23 protein-coding genes are annotated in these 24,460 nt (G+C 54.8%); 16 read left to right on the top strand and 7 right to left on the bottom strand.

All coding sequences use genetic code 11. The features are described 5' to 3' along the window. The first annotated feature begins 254 nt into the window (after positions 1-254). Both ACMXD4_RS14700 and ACMXD4_RS14705 read left to right on the top strand, forming a co-directional pair. Positions 255-824 carry a hypothetical protein gene (locus tag ACMXD4_RS14700; protein WP_205453980.1) on the top strand — a complete coding sequence of 190 codons (570 nt, stop codon included), beginning with the start codon at positions 255-257 and terminating at the stop codon, positions 822-824. Positions 825-1,087: 263 nt separating this feature from the next. Next, complete coding sequence (locus tag ACMXD4_RS14705) at positions 1,088-1,600, top strand: hypothetical protein (RefSeq protein WP_205453979.1); 513 nt, start codon at positions 1,088-1,090, stop codon at positions 1,598-1,600. Positions 1,601-1,662: 62 nt separating this feature from the next. Here the strand turns inward: ACMXD4_RS14705 and ACMXD4_RS14710 are convergent, their stop codons facing one another. Continuing rightward, positions 1,663-2,058: a CBS domain-containing protein gene (locus ACMXD4_RS14710; RefSeq protein WP_033156676.1), complete on the bottom strand. Its 396-nt coding sequence runs from the start codon at positions 2,056-2,058 to the stop codon at positions 1,663-1,665. A 410-nt stretch (positions 2,059-2,468) separates the two neighbouring features. Between ACMXD4_RS14710 and ACMXD4_RS14715 the strand changes: the two genes are divergently transcribed. Next, positions 2,469-4,499: a methyl-accepting chemotaxis protein gene (locus ACMXD4_RS14715; RefSeq protein ID WP_415878594.1), complete on the top strand. Its 2,031-nt coding sequence runs from the start codon at positions 2,469-2,471 to the stop codon at positions 4,497-4,499. A 30-nt stretch (positions 4,500-4,529) separates the two neighbouring features. On the opposite strand, the gene ACMXD4_RS14720 is transcribed toward ACMXD4_RS14715, so the two are convergent. Continuing rightward, positions 4,530-4,886, bottom strand: coding sequence for a hypothetical protein (locus tag ACMXD4_RS14720; protein ID WP_101051892.1), 357 nt, complete (start codon positions 4,884-4,886; stop codon positions 4,530-4,532). 207 nt (positions 4,887-5,093) lie between these two features. On the opposite strand from ACMXD4_RS14720, the gene ACMXD4_RS14725 reads away from it, so the two are divergent. After that, positions 5,094-6,263: a right-handed parallel beta-helix repeat-containing protein gene (locus ACMXD4_RS14725; RefSeq protein ID WP_415878595.1), complete on the top strand. Its 1,170-nt coding sequence runs from the start codon at positions 5,094-5,096 to the stop codon at positions 6,261-6,263. A 3-nt stretch (positions 6,264-6,266) separates the two neighbouring features. Here the strand turns inward: ACMXD4_RS14725 and ACMXD4_RS14730 are convergent, their stop codons facing one another. Together ACMXD4_RS14730 and ACMXD4_RS14735 are read right to left on the bottom strand one after the other, a co-directional pair. After that, a complete protein-coding gene (locus ACMXD4_RS14730; protein WP_415878596.1) occupies positions 6,267-6,395 on the bottom strand; it encodes an MFS transporter small subunit in 129 nt (42 codons plus the stop codon). An 18-nt stretch (positions 6,396-6,413) separates the two neighbouring features. Next, on the bottom strand, positions 6,414-7,808 hold the full coding sequence (locus ACMXD4_RS14735; protein ID WP_033156678.1) for an OFA family MFS transporter: 1,395 nt from the start codon (positions 7,806-7,808) through the stop codon (positions 6,414-6,416). 296 nt (positions 7,809-8,104) lie between these two features. On the opposite strand from ACMXD4_RS14735, the gene ACMXD4_RS14740 reads away from it, so the two are divergent. The 7 genes from ACMXD4_RS14740 (at position 8,105) to ACMXD4_RS14770 (ending at position 16,295) form a co-directional block, all read left to right on the top strand. Beyond that, positions 8,105-10,456 (top strand): TonB-dependent receptor, encoded by a 2,352-nt coding sequence (locus ACMXD4_RS14740; RefSeq protein ID WP_415878597.1) that lies wholly within the window; start codon positions 8,105-8,107, stop codon positions 10,454-10,456. Further along, positions 10,456-11,952: a PepSY domain-containing protein gene (locus ACMXD4_RS14745; RefSeq protein WP_415878598.1), complete on the top strand. Its 1,497-nt coding sequence runs from the start codon at positions 10,456-10,458 to the stop codon at positions 11,950-11,952. Before ACMXD4_RS14740 ends, ACMXD4_RS14745 begins: the two co-directional genes overlap by 1 nt. A gap of 192 nt (positions 11,953-12,144) precedes the next feature. After that, positions 12,145-12,669 (top strand): hypothetical protein, encoded by a 525-nt coding sequence (locus ACMXD4_RS14750; RefSeq protein WP_415878599.1) that lies wholly within the window; start codon positions 12,145-12,147, stop codon positions 12,667-12,669. Between the two features lie 358 nt (positions 12,670-13,027). Beyond that, the gene (locus ACMXD4_RS14755; RefSeq protein ID WP_205453973.1) at positions 13,028-13,510 is read left to right on the top strand and encodes an MSMEG_0572/Sll0783 family nitrogen starvation response protein; all 483 of its coding nucleotides are present in this window, start codon (positions 13,028-13,030) and stop codon (positions 13,508-13,510) included. Positions 13,511-13,665: 155 nt separating this feature from the next. Then, positions 13,666-14,661: a Nit6803 family nitrilase gene (locus ACMXD4_RS14760; RefSeq protein WP_415878600.1), complete on the top strand. Its 996-nt coding sequence runs from the start codon at positions 13,666-13,668 to the stop codon at positions 14,659-14,661. Continuing rightward, positions 14,639-15,751, top strand: a complete 1,113-nt coding sequence (locus tag ACMXD4_RS14765; RefSeq protein WP_415878601.1) for an MSMEG_0568 family radical SAM protein — start codon at positions 14,639-14,641, stop codon at positions 15,749-15,751. Before ACMXD4_RS14760 ends, ACMXD4_RS14765 begins: the two co-directional genes overlap by 23 nt. Before the next feature lies 1 nt (position 15,752). Next, a complete protein-coding gene (locus ACMXD4_RS14770) occupies positions 15,753-16,295 on the top strand; it encodes an MSMEG_0567/Sll0786 family nitrogen starvation N-acetyltransferase (RefSeq protein ID WP_101051885.1) in 543 nt (180 codons plus the stop codon). Positions 16,296-16,408: 113 nt separating this feature from the next. Here ACMXD4_RS14770 and ACMXD4_RS14775 read toward each other — a convergent pair whose 3' ends face one another. Beyond that, positions 16,409-17,797 (bottom strand): IS4 family transposase, encoded by a 1,389-nt coding sequence (locus tag ACMXD4_RS14775; RefSeq protein WP_415878602.1) that lies wholly within the window; start codon positions 17,795-17,797, stop codon positions 16,409-16,411. Between the two features lie 70 nt (positions 17,798-17,867). Between ACMXD4_RS14775 and ACMXD4_RS14780 the strand changes: the two genes are divergently transcribed. From ACMXD4_RS14780 to ACMXD4_RS14800, 5 genes are all read left to right on the top strand, one after another. Next, the gene (locus ACMXD4_RS14780) at positions 17,868-18,755 is read left to right on the top strand and encodes a sll0787 family AIR synthase-like protein (protein ID WP_415878603.1); all 888 of its coding nucleotides are present in this window, start codon (positions 17,868-17,870) and stop codon (positions 18,753-18,755) included. Positions 18,756-18,757: 2 nt separating this feature from the next. Continuing rightward, positions 18,758-19,930, top strand: coding sequence for an MSMEG_0565 family glycosyltransferase (locus tag ACMXD4_RS14785; protein ID WP_415878604.1), 1,173 nt, complete (start codon positions 18,758-18,760; stop codon positions 19,928-19,930). After that, positions 19,923-20,210: an MSMEG_0570 family nitrogen starvation response protein gene (locus tag ACMXD4_RS14790; protein WP_415878605.1), complete on the top strand. Its 288-nt coding sequence runs from the start codon at positions 19,923-19,925 to the stop codon at positions 20,208-20,210. Before ACMXD4_RS14785 ends, ACMXD4_RS14790 begins: the two co-directional genes overlap by 8 nt. 34 nt (positions 20,211-20,244) lie before the next feature. Continuing rightward, entirely contained in the window at positions 20,245-21,516 is a 1,272-nt protein-coding gene (locus tag ACMXD4_RS14795; protein ID WP_415878606.1) for an MSMEG_0569 family flavin-dependent oxidoreductase, read from the top strand. A 117-nt stretch (positions 21,517-21,633) separates the two neighbouring features. Beyond that, positions 21,634-23,067: a PLP-dependent aminotransferase family protein gene (locus tag ACMXD4_RS14800; protein ID WP_415878607.1), complete on the top strand. Its 1,434-nt coding sequence runs from the start codon at positions 21,634-21,636 to the stop codon at positions 23,065-23,067. Positions 23,068-23,185: 118 nt separating this feature from the next. Here ACMXD4_RS14800 and ACMXD4_RS14805 read toward each other — a convergent pair whose 3' ends face one another. Beyond that, positions 23,186-23,860, bottom strand: a complete 675-nt coding sequence (locus ACMXD4_RS14805) for a hypothetical protein (RefSeq protein ID WP_171694864.1) — start codon at positions 23,858-23,860, stop codon at positions 23,186-23,188. Between the two features lie 14 nt (positions 23,861-23,874). Next, a complete protein-coding gene (locus ACMXD4_RS14810; protein WP_171694863.1) occupies positions 23,875-24,429 on the bottom strand; it encodes a cyclin-dependent kinase inhibitor 3 family protein in 555 nt (184 codons plus the stop codon). Between the last annotated feature and the right edge of the window lie 31 nt (positions 24,430-24,460).

The raw sequence follows: 24,460 nt of genomic DNA on the forward strand, positions 1-24,460 counted from the left end.
AACCCGCCCTCAAATATTATCGCTCCCGCAAAGGCGCAAGCCCAGCCGCTAGAATGGATTCGCCGTAAAATTTAACGGCTCCCGCCTTCGCGGGCGTGACAAACCCAAGGAAATTAAGGAACGGTTTAGCAATAACTGTTAAACCTGTGCGCTCGCCTATAAATTATTCTGTGTTAAATAACACAATTTTATTTGCCTAACGTGCACCTTACCCCTACAATTGCGCCTCCTTTATCACCCACAGAGAAATACTTATGAAAATTCAACATTTGCTAATCGCCTTAACCTTGCCGGCTTTGCTGACCCTGACAGGCTGCGAATCCGCAAAACCGGTCGAAGCAACTGCTGAGCCTGCGGTAGTGACGCCTGTAACCGCTGCACCGGCTGAAACTGCTGCCCCCGCACCAGCGGCGGCACCCGCCATGTCTCCGGAACATTGCGCTAAACATAAAGCCGATGCCGCAGCGCACAATTGCGTTGAACATTGCGCCAAACACAAAGGTAAAAAAGGCAAAGCTTGCCTGAAACATTGTGCCGACAAAGCCGCAGCCGAACACGATTGCGCGAAACATTGCGCCGATCACCCAGGTGCTAAGGATAAAGTCTGCGCCCAACATTGCGCGCAAGATGCCCATGCCAGCGCCCACCAATGCGGTGCCGAGCATTGCGCCCATCACGAAGCCGCCGCTGCCGCCAATTGCAGCAGCCACCATTGTTCCCATCATCAAGGCGGCGCAGCCCATGATTGCAGTGCGGATCATTGCAAAAAGCACGGCGGTGACATGGCCGATTGCTGCGGCTCCGCGCATAAATGCGATAAATAATCTGTAATCTCAGATCCGATTGGGCCTCACTGCGGTCACCGCATCACCCGCAGTGAGGGCCCGATCAAACCAGTCCAGCCCGCTCGAAAAGCCCCCTACCGCCCTTCTTCACTCGGCTAGATCCAGCCTCTTAACTCTCTCCCATTTATTCTGTAGCCGACAAGCGCATCTTTTAGATTGCCGAATCGTTTACATCTGCGCTAAATTCTCAACCGGTGCCACGTCAGGCGGCCGGACATTTTTATTCAGCAACAGAGGAACTTATGGCCGAATCCAATCAAAATCCCGCTATCGCTGCAGCGATCATTGGTGTCATCGGCTCGATCAGCGTCGCTATCATCTCTAACTGGGATAAATTGACTGGACAACAAAAGACCGCCGAATCGCCGCCGACTCAGCAAACCGTGACGGCAATTTCTCCGCCGATGGCCCCGGCAAAACCGGCAGTAGTGGAGCCTGTGCCAGTCATCAACATCAGCGGCGACTGGTATAACCCGGCCGCGCCGACCGCAGGCGGCACCCACATCAACCAACAGAGCGACAGTTTTGAATTCCAGGGCTGGGGGATGTTGGCGCAAGGCGTGGGCTATACATCAAAAGGCAGTGGCAATCTGATCGGGCAAACCCTGACTTACGATTACACTGCACAGTACCAAAACGGCTGGGTTTCGAAGGGCAATTGCACCGGCACGGTAACGCCGAACGGCGCGAAGATTACCGCAACCTGCACTGATACCATCATGGGTACCTACGTGTCGGCAGGCGTGCGGCAATAAGGCAGGACAAGGGGCAGACCACCATCCCAGGGGAATGGCGGTCTACCCTTGAACTAAAACATCTAGCGAATGGCTAACAACGCTCTTAATACATCAACGCGGCTAATCATGCCGACAAATTGATCATTTTGAAAAACCGGGAAACTCCTGGTCGGCGATTCCTGAAATTTGCTGGCGACATCCACCAGACTGGCATCGGCACTGACAAATTGCGGGTCTTTGCTCATGAACTCACCTACTTTTCCAGCCATGCTTTGGTTGTAAGCGGATTCGACAAACACCTTCATGCCGTCTTTTTCGGAAAATATCCCCACCAACTTACCGTGTTGGTCCACAACCGGCACGCTGGTTACTTTGTGGTCCAGCAAAATCTTAACAGCCTGAGAAATTTCGGTATCGGGGGTAACGGTAACGATTTTGGTCGACATGTAATCGACTACAGCTATTTTGGCTAGCATGGTGTACCTCCTGTTATTATTTTTTATTCTACGCTTGGACAGCCTCGGGACCGACCGGTTCGGCGGCCAGCTGACTTCTGTCCTATGCGATTATTATAAAAATTCCCCACACTAGCTAGCTTTATTATTCCAAAGCAGCAGCCACCGAAATACCGGGTGATTTCGGCGTCGGCCACCCATTCCGGGCTAACGGGTTAACGCTGCCCTCCACCCACCAACTCCTTGTAACGGCCATTTTCAGTAATGTAGGAATTTTCTGCCAGACCGTTGGGATTTGCGTTCCCGGCCGTGCGGATACGACGACATTCAACGGCGAGCTTTGTAAGTTGCAAAATGACTATGCAACTCGCGTATCAGTCTAAACTTGTGAAACCGCACATTGACGTTTCTGCTGAAAATGGATACCGCTTATGCCTGATCTCCTTAGTAATCAGTCCGCACCTCAGGATTTTTCCTTACGCAAACTGTTGACCGTACTGACCGCCACGGTGGCTTTATTGCTGATAGTCGGCAATATGTTTGTGTGGCTTAGCCACGGCAAACTGGAAACAGCGGAAGCCGAAAAACAGCGTCTGATAAATGCGACGCTGGCATTTAAAAATGTTCGCTATCACGTCGTACAAATCCAGCAATTTCTCACCGATGCATCAGCGGTAGGCGAAGACGATTACAGCGACGCCTTGGCGGAAAAAAATGCCGCTCACGCGGAACTGACGAGTTTACTGGCGATGATGCCGGACATGAACCCGGCGATTAAGGACGCCGATAACGCCGTGACTGAGCTTTATGCCACCGGCGAACGCATGGCGAACGCCTATTTTCAGCAAGGCCGTGAAGCCGGCAACCTGATCATGAAAGCGCCGGAAAATGGCTTCGACGCGGCTTCGGAAATCTTGGCCAACAAACTCAATCAGCTTGCCGGCAGCGTGGAACAGCAAGCCAACGCCGCCTCACAGCAGCAAAATCAGATGCAAAGCCAGATGTTTACGGTCAGCGCCACCGTCGCCGGCCTGGCTTTGCTTTTGATAGTCACCGCCAATATCTGGCTGACGCGAAAATTATTTAGCGTGTTGGGCGGCGAGCCCAGCTATGCGTCGAAAATTGCCGGCAGTATCGCCAAAGGCCAATTAGACATCAAAGTCACCACTGAGAAAAACGATACCAACAGCTTATTGGCGACCATGAAGCTCATGGGCCAGGAACTGACCAGCCATATGCGCGAGATCAACGCGGTTAGCAAGCAAATCGGCCAGTCTTCCTACCAAATATCCAATATTTCCGGCGGCATTTCCAATGCCAACCGCTCGGAACAAGCGAGATCGTCCGAGGTAAAAACCGCTACCGAACAATTACGTAGCACCACCGAAGAAGTCGAACGCTTTTCCGTTGAGATTCGCCACCGCACCCAGGTAACGCAAAACACGGCGCAAAAAGGCATCATCGCCGTCAACGAAAATCTTGACGAAATGCGCCGGGTTGTGAAGGAAGTGGAAAACGCGGAAGCTAAAACCGTGGCACTGCGCCAAGCTAATCGGCAAATTCAGGATATTACCACCACCATCCGCAACATCACCGAGCAAACCAATCTACTGGCCTTAAACGCGGCCATCGAAGCCGCCAGAGCCGGCGAATACGGCAGAGGTTTTGCGGTGGTAGCCGATGAAGTGCGTAAGCTGGCGCAAAACGCTTCCGGCGCTACCGCCGAAATTGCCAGCATTATTGGCGAATTAACCAAAATCATCGAAGAAAATACTCTGGCGATGGGCTCCATCATCCAGACCACCAAACAGGGCATGGAAAAAGCCGAAACCACCAGTGTAGTCATCAACGAGATTGTGGGTCAGATAGCAGAAAATGCGGGTACGGCGCAGCAAATCTCCCAGGTATCCAAATATCAACTGGATAACGTCAACCAATTGCAGACTCGGGTATCAGCTTTATTCGACGCGCTGGGGCAGAACGAATCCAAAGTGCACATCACCAGGACCATCAGCGACGACCTTTACGTGGTGACCGAAAAAATGCGCACTATGCTAGAACACTTTAGCTTCGATGCGCAGTGGACGGCGACTCCCGCCGCCAACGAGAATCGTAAATTTCCGCGCAGCAGCCAATACTTGCTGGCCCATGTCGAAATCGCCGACTTGGTTCTCGACGGCGTCACTGCTGATTTCAGCATGTCCGGTGCCTGTTTGCGTCTGCCTGTGGAACTGCCCTGCCCGCTAAACAGCTCGATTGCCATTCAGCTGCGCATTCCGTACGACAATATTCAACAATATGAATCGCAACTACCGCTGGAACTGATGTGTAGCATAGTGTGGTACAAGCCTATCGATGGCGAGCACCACTACGGGGTTAAATTCAACGAATTCATGCCGCCGGAAACCGCGCAGAGCTTAAAAGCCTGTTTTGCCTTTTTCAATCACTCAGCAACCTATTAACTACGGCTTGGAAATACTTAGCGCAAAAATTCAATCGAATTCGTTGCAGCATGGACATTTCCAATCCACATCCGCTGGCCGCGTCGGATGCACGTGATTCAGCAGTTTTTTCGAGCCGCCGAAATCATGATAGTTTTGGCAGACTTTTTCGAACGCGGCCTTGGGCGATGCGGCATAGCTAAACTTAAATTTGGGATACCTGCCGACATGCTGCTTCAAGCGGGCGTTTAGGTCGGTTTCCGAACGGCCGACGTATTTGACGACAAACTTATTGGTTTTTTGATTAATAATGCCCAAGGCATAATTACCTTCAGCGCTTTCGGTGATTAACTCGTTGATTTTGGCATTGCTCAAATCGTAAGCCCCTTGCATATCAAGTGAAGCCATAGTTCCTCCAGTAGCGTCTCGCTATTCTTATAATCAAGTCGTAGGTCTGGCAAATATGCCTGATGACAGGATAATACTCTTATCTGGTCCAAGTATTACTTTAAATATTGCAAGTTCAGTCCGACGCCTTTGTAAGGCGCTGCCGATCAGACAGAATATAGCGCTTGGGATTAGTGAATTTTACAGCTGCTCACACCAGGAGTCGGGATGCATCGCTTGATATTGTCGGGGGGATTGATCAGTGTGGTTAGTTGGCTGCTGGCCCTCCCGGCGCACGGCACCGAATGGCAAGTCGGCCCGCTGCGCGCGCTTAAACTGCCTAGCGCGGCTGCAAGACTGGCCAAAGACGGCGATGTCGTCAGCATCGATGCCGGGCTATATCAGGGCGACGTCGCCAGTTGGCCGCAGCAGCGCTTGACCATACGCGGACTGGCAGGCGGCGCCCACCTGGATGCGCTTGGCAATTCAGCGGAAGGCAAAGCGATCTGGGTTCTAAAAGGCAATGACACGGTCGTTGAAAATATCGAACTTTCCGGGGCCAGCGCGCCGGCGCTGAACGGTGCCGGCATCCGCTTCGAAGGCACTCATCTGACGCTGAGAAACTGCCATTTCCATCACAACCAGATGGGCATCTTGACCGGCGTTAACCCTGACAGTGACATCCTGATCGAGAATTCGGAGTTTAACGACAACACCGTCGATTATCCGCGCCACGGTAAACTCGGCCATAACATCTACATTGGCAATATCCGCCGTTTTACCCTGCAAAATTCTTATATCCACGATGCCAGCACCGGCCATAACGTCAAATCGCGGGCCAGGGAAAACTATATTCTTTACAATCGCATCACCGACGAGCGTAACGGCTCCAGTTATCTGGTGGACTTACCGGATGGCGGTGCCGGCTACTTGATTGGCAATCTGTTTCATCAAAGCGCCAACACCGAAAATGCCGCAATGCTGGCTTTTGCCGCCGAACACAACCAAACTCAGCCGAATCAACAGCTATATCTGGTGAACAACACTTTCGTCAACGATTACCCCGGCGGCTCGTTTCTGCATAATCACAGTATTGCCACCGCGATGTTAATCAACAATCTGCTGATAGGCGACGCCACCGCAATAATTGGCCCCAACCAGGAAAACCACGACCTCAAAGCTAAGGCCAACGTGTTACTTGATCCGGCAAATTACGATTACCGCCTGAAACCTAATGCGCCGGCAATCGATCAAGGCATCTCCCCCGGATTCGCCGCCAACGGGATGCTGCTTAATCCGCAATTTGTCTATCGCCATCCGCGCGGCAGCGAAAAACGCCGGCAACAAGGACCGCTTGATGTGGGGGCCTACGAATTTATCGCCCAACAGCCCGATTAAACCTTAGCCGAACAAGGCCAAAGCCTTTTTCAACGTAGACCACACGCCCCAACTGAGCGGGATCAGTACATAAAGCCAGAATACCGCCAACAGCCAGGGGCTGGAAGATTTGCCCGATTCGGAGTTATTCATAAAAGTGCCCTGCCTTGTTTAATGTTCGGCTTCGTCAGCCGGATAAATACCGTCCAGCTCATCGAAATCGCCGTGTTTCATATGATGTTTCTCATGCACCGGGCGGATAGATAGATTGGCAATAAAGCCCACCACCAATAATCCGGCCATGATGTACATGGTCACGTTGTAGGCATCGGCCTTAGCCACGCCCTGGCCGATTTGATATTCGCGGATGTAATTCACCAATACCGGCCCCAACACACCGGCGGTTGACCAGGCGGTCAACAATCGGCCATGGATTCCGCCGACAAAACGGGTGCCGAAAATGTCCGCCAGATAAGCCGGAATTGTGGAAAAACCGCCGCCGTACATGCTCATGATCAAGGCGTACAGCAACACGAACAGCGCCATATTGCCGCTCATACCCATGGTAGGTATGGTGGAATACAAGCCAGCGCCCACCGCGAAAAAAATAAAATAGGTGTTTTTACGCCCGAGATAATCCGACGCCGACGACCAAAAAAACCGCCCGCCCATATTGAACAAACTCAGCAAACCGACGAAACCGGCCGCCGAGGCCGGCGTTACCGAGCCTTTAAACATCTCCTGTATCATCACCGAAGCTTGCCCCAGCACACCGATACCGGCCGTCACATTCAGGCACAGCACCAGCCACAGCAAATAAAATTGCGGGGTTTTTAAAGCTTGGTCGATATGCACGTGCTTATCGGTGATCATTTTGTTTTGCACCAGCGGCGGCGTCCATCCCGCAGGCTGCCAATCAGGCGGCGGGATGCGGATGGTCAATGCACCTATCAGCATCGAACAAAAATACAGGCCGCCCATCACCAAAAATGTTTGCACTACGCCAACCGATTCGGCCGATTTAAACTGGTCCATCAGCAACACCGATAAGGGTGCGCCTATCATCGCCCCGCCGCCGAAACCCATGATAGCCATACCTGTCGCCATACCGCGCCGGTCGGGAAACCATTTGATCAACGTCGATACCGGCGACACATAGCCCAAACCCAAACCAATACCGCCGATCACCCCATAACCCAGGTAAATCAGCCAAATTTCATGCAGGTGTACGCCCAGCGCCGAGATCAAAAAGCCACCGCCAAAACAGCAAGCCGCGACGAACATCGTTAAGCGTGGCCCGACTTTTTCCAGCCATTTGCCGCCGAACGCCGCCGACAAACCTAAAAACACAATCGCCAAGCTGAAGATCCAGCCCAGTGTCGTCAGCTTCCAATCCTCCGGCGCGGAGGTACCGATGCCTATTACCCGAGTCAGTGGATCATTGAACACACTGAACGCATAGGCTTGGCCGATGCACAGATGCACCGATAAAGCCGCCGGCGGCACTAACCAACGGCTATAGCCGGGCTGCGCGACGCTATGTTGTTTGGAAAAAAATCCCGACATACTTGATCCATTGTTTAGCTAAATTTTCGATAGTGGCGTTTTACCGCAGCGCCGGCCCATGCGGCATTTTAGCATTGCCGGCCGGCGGGCTTTAAGTCCAATATCCGCAGACCTAAATCAGTACCAAGCCGGCGAAACAAGCCATATACCGCGAAACTGTCCATTTATCTAACATAGATTAATTAAAAACTCAGCCCTTATGCCCTGCAACACCCGCCGTGTTGGGACTTCCGTTCCCGGCACACTAATTGCTGCCACCCAAAAGCCTTCTAACTTCTAAATACCTGATAAAAACAATGAAAAAAACCAAGTTACAGGATTTTCCAGTTGCCCAAACCGGCCAAATAGCAGGCGTCGCCGCCTTGCTGTTTTCGCTGCACGGCATCGCACACGCCGCCGAGCCATCGCCGACCGAGGATCTAAAAACCAGCGAGACAACCAGCAAAACCAAAATCGCCAAAACCTCCAACCAAAGCCAAACCAGCGACACCGCCACTACGCTGGATACAGTCACCGTAGCGGGAACGGCTCCCTTTAATCCACCCAACCAAAAACCGCAACTGGATACCGAAGCCGCTACCGGCAGCCGCCTGGGCCTGACACCTCGCGAAACGCCGGCATCGATCACGATTATTGATAGGGCGACCTTCGAAAAGCGCGGCGCGCAGACTACGCAGGAAGCCTTGGAAAAAGCCCCAGGCATACTCGTATCGTCGCAACCCGGCTCAGCCGGCTCGGTGTCGATGCGGGGTTTCACCGGTTCGCAAATCACGCAGCTGTTCAACGGCATTACCGTGCAATATGATGTCGTGGCCGCCCGCCCCATCGACAGTTGGCTCACTGATCGCGTCGAAGTCTTGGGTGGACCGTCCACATTTTTATACGGCCAAGGCGCTGTAGGCGGCTCGGTCAACTATGTTAGCAAAATCGCCCACCGAGGCCCGGATGAACATCACGGCTTAGTTTCGCTGGGTGAATACTTAAATCGCCGAGCTTCCTACGGTTTCAACGGCCAACTGGGTAATACCGATAATTGGCTGCAAGCCGACATCAGCTATTTGGGTTCCGAAGGCTATATCGACCACACGGAAGCCGATTCCGGCGTGATGTCGTTTTCCTTGTTAAGCGACATTACGTCCAAACTGTCGCACACCATCGCCTTCGAGCATCAGATGGAAGACCGAGATTCTTACTGGGGTACGCCGGTGCTGAATCCGGTCGTCAACGGTAGAATAGTTCCCTGGGGTACCGCCGGTTTAGGGCCCACCGAAGGCCAAATAGACCCCGGCACCCGCTTTAAAAACTATAACGCCAGTGGTTCGGTATTTGATCAGCAGGTGTTTTGGTTACGCGACATTGTCGACTATCAACTGTCCGATAACACCCAATTCAAAAACACCTTTTACTATTACAAAGCGGATCGCCAGTATTTAAACGTAGAAGGTTACGACTGGAACAGCACTAATACGCTGATTACCCGCAATAAATCGTTTGCGGTAAATCACGATCAAGCCTTGGTCGGCAACCGATTCGAAATCGTGCATAGCAGTAATTGGTTCAGCCTGCCTTCGAAAATTTCGGCCGGGGTTGACATTGCCTACAACAAGCAAACCCGCGCACCCAGCATGGAAAGCTCGACAGGCACCGTCAGTATCGTTAACCCATACAATTTCAGCACCGGCACCTACTACGACAACCCTCTGGCCACCGGGCCAATCTCCAACGCCCGCAACGAACTCTACACCGTCGCCGGCTATGCCGAAAACCGCCTGACCCTGGTGCCCGATTTAAACTTGATCACGGGCGTGCGGGTGGACGACATTCGCCTGGATGCGAAAAACTTGCGTACTTCCTTCGTACCACCGACCGCCACCAACCCCGCCGCCTTCGGCCGGCGCTGGACCGCAGTGACCTGGCGGGCGGCATTGATGTACGACATTACCTCCACGTTTAATGTCTATGCGCAATACAGCACCGCAGCCGATCCGCCGTCCGGCATTTTGACCACCGGCACCTTCGCCGCGCTGCAAGACTTCGATCTCACCACCGGCCGGCAAGCAGAAGTAGGCACCAAATTCGACTTTTGGGACGGCAAAGGCTCGGCGACACTGGCAGGCTATTACATCGAACGGAAAAATCTATCGATAACCGATCCGACGGACCGAAATCGGCAGTTACCGATTGGCGCACAGTCCTCCGGCGGTGTAGAGGCCAATATTGGGGTACAACTCACCGACGAATGGAGCGTGCAAGGCAACATGGCCTACGTCGATGCCCAGTACGACAAATTCCTGGAAACCGTCGGCACCAGCACGGTGTCAAGAAAAGGCAATCGGCCGGCCAATGTCGCCAAATGGGTGGCTAATGCCTGGCTGACCTGGGATTTCGATGCCGACTGGCAATGGAATTTTGGCTCGCGCTACGTCGGCGACCGTTTCGTCGATACCGCCAACTTGATCAAAACCCCGGCTTATGCGGTATTCGATACCCAACTGTCCTGGAAATTTAATCCAAAAGCCACGGTCACCGCGCGGGTTAAAAACCTGTCCGACGAGCAATACGTCGAATGGGGTAGCGGCGGTAACGCCCCGTTATTTTTCGTCGCCGCACCGCGTACCTTCATGATGGAATTGAAAGTAGACTTTTAATGCTCAACGGGCTAAAGCGCAATCTATATCTGGTTCACCGTTGGCTGGGTATAGCCTTGTGCTGTTTCGTGGCCATGTGGTTCGTATCCGGCGTCGTGATGATGTATGTCGGCTACCCCAAACTGACGCCGCAGGAAAAGCTGGCCGGCTTATCTGAGTTGGCTACTGAGCATTGCCGGGTCAGCCTGGCGCAAGCCATGGCAGCCGGCGGCCAAGTCAAAAGCCCCGATAGCGTGCGCTTGACCAGCGTGGCCGGCGCGCCGCGTTATGTATTTACTTACGGCAAAACCCAAATCGCCGTGGATGCCGAAACCGGGAACCGTATCGACCAGGTGACGCCGGCCCAGGCCTTAGCGTCAGCCGGCAGCTTTCTGGCGACGGCTGACGGCTATTATCTGGATCGCATCGACGAAGACGCCTGGACGCATTCCAAAGCGCTGGACGAACATCGGCCGCTGCACCGCGTGCAAATGGCCGACGAGCAAGCCACGCTGCTTTATATTTCCAACACTACCGGCGAAGTGGTGCGCGATGCCAACCGCCACGAACGCACCTGGAACTGGCTGGGTGCCTGGATTCATTGGTTGTACCCGTTTCGCGGCGGCGCTTTGGATCGTTACGCGGCGGACATTGTCATTTACACCGCGCTGGCCGGTTCGGTATTAAGTTTGCTTGGCCTAATCGTCGGCATACTGCGCTGGCGTTTTCAGGGCCGTTACAAACATGGCACAAAAACCCCATACCGCGAGGCCTGGATGCGGTGGCATCACCTGCTGGGATTGGGTTTTGGCGTAATCGCCTTCACTTGGATACTCAGCGGCTTATTTTCGATGAATCCGTGGAAAATATTCGACTCCACGGCCGCCAAACCCAAGCTCCAGACCTACATGGGCGGAGACATTTCGCCGCAGTATTTCCCCTTGTCCGCAGCGGAAGCCTTGGCGCGTTTTCAAAATACCGGGTTTCAGCCGCGGGAAATCGAATGGCGCGTACTGAACGGCCAAGGTTTTTACATTGCTTTTGATGGTCAGGGCCACAGCCGTATCCAGACGGCGCAGACTGATAGCCGGGTTTTCGAGAAATTCGCGTGGCCGGCCCTGCAAACCGCCGCCGAACGGCTCATGGCTCCGAATAAAATTGCCCGGCAAATCGTGTTAAACGAATACGACTTTTACTACTACAGCCGCGCCGCGCATACCATGACCGGGCACATCGACAAACGTTTGCCTATCCTGCGTTTGGAATTTGCCGACGCCGACAGCACCTGGCTGCATCTCGATCCCTACACCGGTCACTTTAGCAAACTCGATGCCGGTAGGCGCGTCAGCCGCTGGCTATTTGCCTTTTTACACAGTTGGGACTGGCTGCCGTTACTGAACAATCGGCCTGTCTGGGATATTGTGTTGATAGTATTCAGCACCGGCGGCTTGTTGATTAGCGCAAGCGGCATCGTCATCGGCTGGCGGCGTGCGAAGCGCAAGCTGGCTATTCATTAAGCCAACCCACGAACACCGACGTTTCCAAGCAGGCGGGAGCCACCCATCCCTTATCAGCGCTCCCAAAGCCTGATCGGCTTAATCGATAACCGTTAGAAAACGTCAGCCAAAACGCTTATTCTGTCGGCACGTTTAACCTCGCCGGGTAATCCCCTTCTACCGAAACGCCAAAATGCTACGGATACTAAAACCATGAACGACTCAAGAACCCGTCTGGACAGAATCAATACCCGGATTAGAAACAACCCGCTGCTGTCATTGTTGATTGCGGTCAGCACGCTGGTCATTGGCCTTTCGACGTTTACCAACGCTACCCGGAATCTAATAGATCTGTTAAGCGGCGCAGAACAGCGGCCGGCAATCAACGGATTATGGCAAGCCCAAGTCAGCTATGACTGGCCGAACGCTAATTATCAAGAGCGATTCGATTTCGCCGGTAGCGATACGCAGCTATATGGCAGCGCTACATTTACCGGCAGCCCAAACGGCATTTTGGAAGGCGAGATCGCCGGAGGTACCTTGCGTTTTATCACCAAAACCCCGGAATCGCTGGGATCAGGTCCCACACAACAGGCTATCCATCGGTATCAAGGCAAAATAGCCGGCGATGAAATTAAATTTGTGATGCAAACCGAAGGCGGTTATTCGGCACATGTGCCTGTTGAGTTTACCGCGAAGAGAACCGGCAATCCGGCGCTTCAGCCGGCAGCTAACTGATATTTGCGCAGAACAGCAAAGTGACAGGCTTCGCGCCGCTGCCCCTGGCGGCATTTCCAAGTAGACAGCACGATCCGGTGTTTGCGATCTAAAAATATGATCTGAGTTGATTGGCTCGCTCGCAAATTGAATGATTTGGCGAAATGCCAGCATAACAGTTATGCGCTTTTTCAAGCCATACAGATTTCATTTCACTAAATCTGTACTTAAAAATTAGGCCATAAACTGAATCTGTTTGGCTTTTTCCGAGGTTAGTAAAGTATTCACCGTCGACCAGACAACGCTGGCGGCCAAAAATACTTGCCTGCATCCATCCCGCCGATGCAGGGCATTTTTTACTAACATCCAGGAGAACTTCATGCCCGCAGTCACCGCACCAGCACATCAAAAAGGCGATTGTTTTGTCGATTTCGAAGAAAAAGTATTTGAAGACGTCAAAGCCGAGCCAGGCCAGAAAGCCTTGGTCAAATTCCATACCGTCGCCTTTGAAGGATCGATCGGCTTCGTCAATCTGCTGCAAGCCACCCGTTTGCAACGCAAAGGCTTCGAAACCTCCATCCTGCTATATGGTCCGGGCGTGACATTGGGTTTGCAACGCGGTTTTCCGCGCCTGGGTGACGAATCTTTTCCCGGCCATCAAAACTACGCTAATCAGATTGCCAAATTCATTGAGGAAGGCGGCAAAGTCTATGCGTGCCGCTTTGCACTGCAAGCCTTGTACGGCCATGGCGAGCCCAGTTTGCTGCCGGGTATTCGCCCGATCAGCCCATTGGATGTGTTAGACATCGTGTTACTGCACCAGCGCGACAACGCCTTCATCCTGGATACCTGGACTTTATAAACCGTAACGCCGAACCCTTCATCGAGAGGGCGTCGTAAAAATCAAAATGTAGGTTGGGTTAGCGTAGCGTAACCCAACAAAATCAAATTGTTGGGCTTCATTGCATTCAGCCCAACCTACGTTTTGAGCTTGTTGATCATCCACAGGAGAAAAAAGTGACCAATCCCAACATCGTCAGAGCGGCGGCGGTACAGATTGCGCCGGTGTTCGAATCCGCCACCGCCACCGGCGACAAAGTTTGCCAGGCCATCAACGACGCCGCCGCGAAAGGTGCACAAATCGTGGTGTTCCCGGAAACCTTCGTGCCTTATTACCCCTACTTTTCCTTCGTGCTGCCGCCAGTCAGCCAGGGCCGCGAGCATTTGAAGCTTTACGATTACGCGCCGACGGTGCCGGGACCGATCACCGATGCGGTCGCGGCGCAAGCCAAGGCGCACGGCATCGTCGTGGTGCTGGGGGTTAATGAACGCGACCACGGCAGTCTGTATAACACCCAACTGATTTTCGACGAAACCGGCCGGCTGGCGCTGAAACGCCGTAAGATCACCCCGACTTATCACGAACGCATGGTTTGGGGTCAAGGTGATGCCTCGGGCTTAAAGGTCGTGCAAACCGGCATCGGCCGTATCGGCGCGCTGGCCTGCTGGGAACATTACAACCCGCTGGCCCGCTATGCGTTGATGGCCCAGCACGAGCAGATTCATTGCAGCCAGTTTCCCGGCTCCTTGGTCGGGCCGATCTTTGCCGAGCAAATTGAAGTGACGATCCGCCACCATGCGCTGGAATCCGGTTGCTTTGTCATCAACGCCACCGGCTGGCTCAACGATGAGCAAATCGACGCGGTCACTACCGAGCCAGCCCTGCAAAAAGCCCTGCGCGGCGGTTGCTGCACGGCCATCATTTCGCCGGAAGGCCAACATGTCGTCGAACCGTTACGGGAAGGCGAAGGCATGCTGATCGCCGATCTTGATATGAATTTAATCAGCAAACGTAAACGAATGATGGATTCGGTCGGCCATTACGCCCGGCCTGAGCTACTTAGTTTGCGCATAGCCGACAGGCCGGCAGTACCGATGTTCAGCGACCTGCCCGCCGTTTCATCTCACCCCATCCAGGAGAGCGACCGCGATGACGCTATCAGCACACACTAAAGTCGGCGTGGCAGAGCTGATCGCCGATTTGCAATCCTTAGGCTTACGCCTGGAAGGCAGCGAAGTCGGCATCACAGGACGGCGTGGCGGTGCCGGCCCTTCTGACCACAAAGCCGTTAACTTGTCGGGCCGAACCGTGATGATACCGATAGCCACGGTCTCGGCTTGCGAGTCGCCGTTCGTCGCCAGTCGGCCCGATGTCAACGGTATCAGCGAGATTCGCCGAGACGGCGCTGTGGTCAGCCACGTTCAATTCCCGCGCCAGCCACGTTTTTATGATTTGCAAACGGTAGACGGCATTCCTTATTCGCAGATCGCCACGCTGCATTCGTCGGATGTGTTAGCGACCACGCTACTGCAATCCTGTATCCGTTTCGGCAACCGCAAAACATCCTGCCAGTTCTGCGCCATCGGTCAGTCACTGGCAGCCGGTAAGACCATATTACGCAAAACACCCGAACAACTGGCCGAGGTCGCGAAAGCCGCGGTCGAACTGGATCAGGTTAAACACATGGTCATGACTACCGGCACGCCGAATCTCACCGACAGGGGCGCGGCAATGCTCTGCGAAAGTGCCGAAGCTGTTAAAACAGCAGTCGATCTGCCGATTCAAGGCCAATGCGAGCCGCCGGACGACAACATCTGGTTCGAACGCATGAAGGCTTACGGCATTGATAGTTTGGGCATGCATCTGGAAGCGGTGACGCCGGCAGTGCGCGAACGCATCATGCCCGGCAAGGCCAGCGTGCCGCTGGACCGTTACATGGATGCGTTCGACGCCGCGGTGGCGGTATTCGGTCGCGGTCAGGTGAGTACCTATATCCTGGCTGGCTTGGGCGACACGCCGGAAGCGATTCTGTCGATGTCCGAACAGTTGATCGCCAAAGGCGTTTACCCCTTCGTGGTGCCGTTTGTGCCGATCAGCGGCACACCCTTGCAAAACCATCCGGCACCGACGCCGGCCTTCATGGCAAAAATCCTGCCGCCGTTGGGCGCGATGCTGAAGCAGGCGAACCTGCTGTCCCAAAACATGAAAGCCGGTTGCGCCAAATGCGCTGCTTGCTCGGCACTGGCCAGTTATGAGGTGTGAGATGTGGACAACCAACTTTAAACCGTTTTTTGCCAACGCTTACCTGATCAAATTCGTCACCGAAGATTGGGAACGCAAACAAATGCGGGCGCTACGCCAAGCCGTGTTCTGTGAAGAACAAGGTATTTTTGCCGGCGACGATCTGGACGACATCGACCACATAGCCACCCCTATCGTCGCCATCGCCTGCGTCGCTGGGTTGCCGGATCGCGTTGTCGGCACTGTGCGGATTCATCAGGAACAACCCGGCGTTTGGTGGGGCTCGAGGTTGGCGGTGGATCAAGATTATCGTAAACAAGGCAGTCTCGGTGCGGCTTTAATCAAACTGGCGGTTACCAGCGCCCATGCCCAGGGTTGCACCCGCTTTCTGGCGCAGGTGCAAAGCCGCAACCAATTGCTGTTCCGCCGACTGCACTGGAAAACCTTGCAGGAAATCGCGGTGCACGGGCGGCCGCATTATCTGATGCAAGCAGACTTGGCTTGGTATCCGCCTTATGCAGACGGCGCCATCGGTTTTGTAACGACCAGTCGGATCGCGGCATGAGTTCATTGACTGAATTGACCAAGAGCATCCAACAGGGCTTGGGGCTGGCGCATAAGCGCGACATCGCCGAGGTGGTGGGAAGACTCTATGGTTCCCACGCTCAGCGCTCATCGTTATACACATCTCATTGCGAGATCCTGTTGAGCATTGAGGGCGATGACAAAATCGCGCAAGCGCTGTAAGCCGATCCACATGGCCTTGGCACCCGGTGGACCATCGTGTTTGCGGGCAAAATAACCGCCTAAGCTTGCAATCAGTCGGATTACCTCACCGAGGCGCGGTGGCGTGAGCGGTGGTGGACAGCGCTTGACGACGATATAAGCCGCTCGCCACTCCTGCGGATCGAAAATAATCTCGCAATCCATGTCCGGCGCTGCGCGCGCGAGCATCAGGCTGAATAACACCCGCCAGGCAATAACCATATAGAGCGCCAAACAAGGTAGTAGCCGTTCTTCCGATTCCAGATGTAGCCGCTTGATCTGGCAACCGCTCTTCAATACATGGAAGTACACTTCGATACACCAGCGCACGCCATACCACGCCACCACCGTAGTCGCTTGCTCGAAACTCGCCACAGGCAAACTGGTCAGCAGGAGCCATTCCAAGGGTTCCTTGCCGGCTGGCGGCGTCTCTTCGCGCGCCAGCACCGCGTTGATGCTCAATGCCGGCAGTCGATACCCAATACGCGTTGGCGGCTTGAGGGGCACCGTGGCGGCGCGTACCGTGATATGCGCCAGTCGCGCTGCACGGTTCGGCCGCGACTTGACATTAACCTCGGTATAACCCATGACCGGCGCTTGATCCAGGGCCGACCATAGCCATTTCGCCGCATTTTCCGGCTCGACCAGAAGGTCTCGGTTCTGCGTCGCCCGAACAATCCATTCAGCGCGAGCAGTCGGCGCATAGTCTTGGTATTCGACAAACCATTCGTAAATGTCGCCCTCGCGGTCGGCGAGATTGACCAATAAACTGTCCGGCATTTGCGCCTGTAAGGCACAGCTATCCTGATAGCTTTCGAGCCAGTGCCGACTTTCTTTTTCGTCCACGCCTTTGTGCCGCCGCGCTTGTCGCGGGCTGGCGCCGTCACGCGCCCAATACGCTGCCTTGACGACACCCAAGCAAATCCGCGACGGCGTAAAGGCGATGGTCGGATGTAGTCGGCGCGCATGTTTCGCTATCTCTTTCAAAGTACCGAGACCTTTTGGCCCCAAACAAATGTTTTCGTCGTACTCCGTCGTGTCCTGCGCCAGCAATACGACCGGGCTGCTCTTCATCCGTTCGACCGTGGCATCTCGATGCGGCGCCAGTATCTTTTTGAAAGTCGCCTTATCATTGTCGAAAAACCGGTAAGCGCCCATCGTCTCCTTCCAGCCGCCACAGGCCGCCGGGATGCTGAGCTGGGGATGTTCGCCTAATCGCTCCAGTAACAGTGCCAATCGTTTATTCAGGCGCCGATCTTCCAAATCAGCGGTTTGTACTTCTTCTTCGGCCCAATTGCTCATCGCTGTTCTCCATCATCTATATGCCTCATGCCTCCTGGTAGTTTAGTCGTTGGGAGACTTGTGTATAACGATGAGCGCGCAGCGTGGGAACGATAGTGCCGTAGCGGTCGGCGACGACTGCGCCGCCATTCCGGATGGTGCCGGCTATTTATTGCTTGCTTGCGAAGGCTATCTGAATGACTTCGTCGCCAGCCAGCCCTGGTTTGCCGGCTACTGCGGCGTGATGGTCAACGTCAGCGACATTTATGCGATGGGCGGTCGGCCTATCGCCGCGGTCGATGCACTTTGGAGCGACGGTGAAAATCAAGCCAAGCCGATTCTGGAAGGCATGGCAACTGCCGCGCAAGTCTACGGCGTGCCAGTGGTTGGCGGCCACAGCAATCTGCGCAACGACCGCCCGCAATTATCGGTGGCCGTTCTGGGCCGCGCCAAGAAACTGCTCAGCAGTTTCGCCGCCAAACCGGGACAACAACTACTGGCAGCCATCGACTTACGCGGCCACTTCCGCGAGCCTCATTTGTGGTGGGACGCCAGCACCGGCTCGCCACCCGAACGCTTGCGCCAGGATTTGGAAATCCTGCCGACACTGGCCGAAACCGACCTATGCGCAGCCGCTAAGGACATCAGCAATGCCGGCGTAATCGGCACCTTGTTGATGCTGTTGGAGTGCTCCGGTTTGGGCGGCGTGATCGATATTAACGCCATACCGCGTCCAGCCGATATCGATTTGGCAAGATGGTTGCGCTGCTTTCCGAGCTACGGCTTCGTGCTAAGCGTGGATGCGATGAATAGCGAAGCCGTGGTCGATCTGTTTAAGCAGCGCGGCATCTCGTGCGCAGCCATCGGCAGAACGGACGACAGAGGCCAACTCAGACTCAAAGTGGGCGACGAAGAACAACTGCTCTGGGATTTAAACAGCGAAGCCCTGATCGGCTGCGGCCCAAACCGGCAGGATTAGCCATGCCAAGACTACGAATTGCCATGCTGACCCATTCCGTTAACCCGCGCGGCGGCGTGGTACATGCCATGCAACTGGCGGAGGCCTTGCAGGATATAGGGCACGATGTGACCTTGATCGCCGCGGCGGAACCCGGCAAAAAATTCTTTCGCGCCGTACGCTGCCAGACAACCCTTATACCGCTAGCCGGATTGATCGGCGATCTGGTCGCCACTGTGGGCCAGCGTATTCAGGCGTATATCGATTACTTCAGCCAACCCGCTACCGACAGATTTGATATTTACCACGCCCAGGATGCCATCAGCGGTTGCGCGATGGCCGAACTTGGCCAACGCGGCATCATCGATGGCTTTATCCGCACCGTGCATCATCTGGATAGTTTCGACGACGCTTCATTGGCGAATTGGCAAAATCGCTCGTTTGTGGCGGCACAACAAGTCTTATGTGTCAGCCGAGATTGGCAGGACAAGTTGCAAAAGCAGCATCGGATTGCCGCCACCCCAGTCAATAACGGCGTCGATACCCGGCGCTATTCGCCCGGGCCGCAAGCCCATGATGAAACCCTGCGCCAATCGCTGGGTTTGTCGCGGGGCGGGCCGATCTTTCTGGCGGTCGGCGGCATCGAGGCGCGTAAAAACACCTTGCGTATCTTTGCGGCATTCCGTGAGGTTTTGCAGCAGCGCCCCAATGCCCAGTTGATCATCGTCGGCGGCGCCAGCTTGTTGAATCATGATGAGTATCGCCAGCGATTCAATGACGCTGTTTCCGAGAGCGGTATTCAGGAGGGGCACGGCCAACCATTGATCATCACCGGCCCATTGCCCGATGCCGACATGCCGAGTTTGTTTCGTCTGGCTGACGCACTGTTGTTTCCATCATTGACTGAAGGCTTTGGCCTGGTGGTGCTGGAAGCCATTATCTCCGGCACGCCGGCGATCATTTCGCTACGGCCGCCATTTACCGATTATTTGCAACATCAGGACTGCATCTGGACCGACCCTGAAGACAGCGCAGCGATCGCAAACGCGATGCTGACAGCCGTCGATGATTTCCCCACGGATAGCCTGCCAACAATTGCTAAGCGTTTAAGCGAGGAATTTTCCTGGGCGCAGTCGGCCAATACCCATCTTGACATTTACCGTTCACTCATTGCCAAAGGAACTCAACATGCCTGAAATGCGCTTCCGCGTCCGCTGGCCGGACCAAACCGAAAGCCTGTGTTATTCGCCGTCACTGGTGATTAAGGATTATTTCCAAGTCGGACAGACTTATCCCTTGCCGGAATTCGTCAAGCACAGCCGCGAAGCCTTGGAAATAGCCAGCGAGCGGGTGCGGCAGAAATACGGTTACAGCTGCTCCAGCGCGATGAGCCAACTGGCGGAAATCGAAGCCAAGGCCAGCCAATTTTTGGATAGCGACAACCCCATGGTCAGCGTGACCGAATTCATCGAATAAGCCAACACACCCCACTCAAATAGACGAGGACGCCATGAAAGAAAAATCAGAAAACACCCGCCTGCACTATGACACGATTATCGTGGGCGGCGGCCAGGCCGGTTTGTCCGTGAGTTACAACCTGCAAAAACACGGCATCGACCACATCATCTTCGAAAAACACCGCATCGGCCACTCCTGGCGCAACGACCGCTGGGACAGTTTTTGTTTGGTCACCCCAAACTGGCAATGCCAACTGCCGGACTTTCCCTATCAAGGCGACGATCCGCAGGGCTTTATGCTGAAAGATGAAATCGTCGACTATATCGAAGCATTCGCCGAAAAAGTCAATCCACCCATCATGGAAGGTGTCGCGGTGAATCGGGTCTGGCGTGGCGAGCAAGGCAAGCTGCATGTCAGCACTTCGGCCGGCGAGTTTTCCGCCGACCATGTCGTGGTAGCAACCGGCGGCTACGATATTCCTATCGTGCCCGACTATGCCCATAGCCTGCCCAAACACATCACCCAGATTCATTCGGTCAATTACCGCAATCCAGAGCAATTGCCGGAAGGTGACGTGCTGGTGGTCGGCACCGGCCAATCCGGCGTGCAGTTAATGGAAGACTTGCATCTGGCCGGCCGCAAGGTACATCTTGCCGTCGGTAGCGCCCCGCGTTCGCCGCGCATGTATCGCGGCCGCGAAACCACCGAATGGTTGTTTGACCTGGGCTTTTATCAATTGACCATCGACCGCCATCCCCTGGGAGACGAAGCCAAGCATAAAACCAATCATTATTTGACCGGACGCGGCGGTGGTCACGAAATCGACTTGCGCCAGTTTGCCTTGGAAGGCGTGAAACTTTATGGCAGCATGGCCAATATCGACGGCAGCCAATTGGAGTTTTTACCCGATTTGACCAAAAACCTGGACGATGCCGACGACATCTACGTCAACATCCGCAATGACATCGACCGTTACATCGCCGAGAATAATATCGATGCTCCGGTAGAACCGCCGTTCCGCAAAGTCTGGGAACCCGAGTTCGATCCTACCCGCATCGACGCCGATGCCGAAAATATCACCAGCATCATCTGGGCCATTGGTTTTAGACCGAACTACCGTTGGATAGAACTGCCGGCATTCGATGGCCGCGGCTTCCCGCAATACGATCGCGGCGTTAGCAACGTGGACGGTCTGTATTTTATCGGTTTGCCCTGGTTGCATACTTGGGGTTCCGGACGGTTCCTGGGGATTGCCGACGATGCCGAGTATTTGGCGGATGTGATTCAGCGTAAATCGGCGGTTAAGACAGTGGCTGAGCTTTAATCATTGGCCGTCAGTGCGGCAAGGCAAGCGCAGGGTTGGCTTTATAATGCGGCTTATTGATCGAACTAAAACGAGTGGATGCTCAGTGCAAATGCATGGCTTAACCTGGATAAAAACATGAAACACTTGTACGAAACCGTCGCGGACACGGTGATTGCGCATATCGAACAGGGTGTTTACAAGCCGGGCGAAAAACTGCCCGGCGTCAGGAAGTTGAGTCAGCAATTGCATGTCAGCATCTCAACCGCACTGGAAGCCTATCGGATGTTGGAAGACAGCGGCAGGATTCAGGCGCGCCTGCGTTCCGGTTACTATGTCAGCGGCTTTCGCCGACAGGCGATTGTGGAGCCGGACATTTCCGATGCGCCGGTCACGCCCGCCAAGGTCACCGGTCAGTCGCTGACCCGGCAAATCCTCCGCGCCGCCAAGGACCCATATCAGATCAACCTGGGTTCGTCGGTGCCGCATGCCGATTTCTTGCCCACGCATGCGCTGCAACAAGCGACCGGCAAGGTGGCGCGCAGCTTTGGCAAACGCTGTTTCGACGCCGACGAATTGCTGGGTAGTCAGGAACTGCGCCGGCAAATCGCTAAGCGCATGGTGGAATTGCAATGCGCCGACAGCCCGGACGACATTGTGGTGACCCACGGCGCGCGCGAAGCGGTCAGGCTGGCGTTAATGGCTATTTGCGAACCCGGTGATTTGATCGCCATCGAATCGCCGACCTTTTACGGCTTATTGCAAGTCATCGAATCCTGCGGCATGGAAGCGCTGGAGATTCCTACGCATCCGCGCGACGGTTTGTCGCTGGATGCGCTGCAAATGGCCATCGAGCAATGGCCGATCAAAGCCTGTTTGCTTGTCTCCAATTACAACAATCCGCTCGGTTCCTGTATGAGCGACCAGCGCAAGCAAGCCTTGGTGGCTCTGCTGGAAAAACATCAGATTCCATTGGTCGAGGACGACGTCTACGGCGACCTGGGCTTTGGCTTGCGCCGACCTTCGGTTTGCAAAGCCTGGAGCCGAAACGGCCAGGTGTTGTATTGCAACTCCTTTGCCAAGACCCTGTCGCCAGGCTTGCGCGTGGGCTGGCTGGTGCCGGGCCGCTATATGGCGAGGGTGGAAAACCTGAAATACATGCAGCATCAGGCCGTGCCGACCTTGAATCAGTTGATCGTCGCGCAGATGCTGGAACAAGGCGGTTACGACCGCTACCTGCGGCATGTGCGCCAGGACTATGCCCGCAACGTGGCGTTGGCGGTGAACGCGGTCAGCCTGTTATTCCCGGAAGGCACGCGAGTAACCCAGCCCGAAGGCGGCTTTGCCTTGTGGGTGGAACTGCCGGCCGGCGTCGATGCCATGGCACTGCACCGCCGGGCCAGCCAGGAAAATATCATCATCGCTCCCGGCCCCTTATTCTCGGCCACGCAAAAGAAATACGGCAATTTCATTCGCTTGAGTTGCGCCGTGCCTTGGAACGACAGGGTAGAAAAGGCGTTGAAGAAGTTGGGCGATATTGCCGGGGATTTGCTGGCACAAAATCCCCAGTGACTGCAGTTAATTTGATAACGTGGGTATAGTTGTCTTAGCTAATGAAATTGGATGTTGACCGCGACCGGCGGGTTTTTGCCGCTCGTAACCAATCCATTAGCGCTGCCGCACAAACAGACTAGCGCCCAGCCATATTGGCTTTGCGTGCAATCATTTTGTCAGCCAATGCCAGGGTACCGCCACTGTCAAGAATGACTTGGCGGATTTTCTCGTCCGGAATCCGTAACACCACGTTTATGGCCTGTTTGATGTCGTCAGCACTCATCTCGGAAAAGAGTTTGACGGCGTGCGGGTTATCGGTATCGCGGCGCAACAGCTCCAGTTCGTCGACGCGGGTACCGAATGCTTTGCCTTTCGGATCGCCCTGAGCCCGAAAGGCCAGTGCGCCGCCCACATCCAATGTCAGCACTTTGCCACCGGCAACACCTTGGTTATCGCCATTGTAGCCGGCAGCGTCCCAGTTGGCGGTCCAGGCGTGCACACCGAACCAGTACCGAGCCTGTTTGCGTTCGCTGTCGTTCAGATGGGCGACGCATTTTTTGGTGAGTTCGACCCATTCTGTCGCCACCTGGTCCGCCGCAATTGTTCTCACATAGGTCAAAGTGGGCGCTCCAGCCAGTTGATAGAGCTCGGCTGCGATCAGCTCATTGCGCGCATGCGCCGCAGATTCCAGTGTTTTCACGTAGTAGCGTCGGCCGTTACCGTCCTGAAAAATGCCTGCTGGATTGCTACCCAATTGCCCGCCTATCCGTTGCAGGGTGGTGGTATCAATAGTCGCAGTATCGGCACACATCGTTATGCGCCGGCTTAAGAGATGGGTTTAGTGCGACGCACCAGCGCCAGTTGTGCCGGTGTTTCGATGGCCCCCTTACGCACGTGCCGAACGGCATTGATCGCTTCTTCGGCGTCCATGCCCAGTTCCACCAACAGCCGCGCCGCGATCATGCCCGCCCGACCCAAGCCGCCTTTGCAATGTACCAGCACATCTTGGCCGCTACGCAAAATCTCTCGGATCTCATGCCCTTGCGTGACCCACTGCTGTTCGAAAGCCAGAGTAGGCACGGAAAAATCGGCAATCGGCAAATGGCGCCATTCGATGCCGCGTCGGCGAATTTCATGCCCGAGCTGCGGCACCTTGAGGGCTTTAAGCTCTGCGGGTTCAACGAGTGTCAACACCAGTTTTGCCCCCCAGGCAGCGATGGCATCCAAATCGATACCGAGGTCGCGCTCCCAGGCCCCCGTGTAAGCAAAGTGATCGTGCTTGCCGGGGCAGAAAGTAATGCCGATCCGTCCATGCGCAGGACTCGCACGTAGTTCTGCGATCTGCAGCGGATGTGTGTGGCTGGTCCGTACAGCTGTCATATTGTCATCCTGCCGGAATATTGAAGGGAGG

The sequence above is a fragment of the Methylomonas sp. TEB genome (assembly GCF_047777895.1).
Lineage (GTDB): Bacteria > Pseudomonadota > Gammaproteobacteria > Methylococcales > Methylomonadaceae > Methylomonas.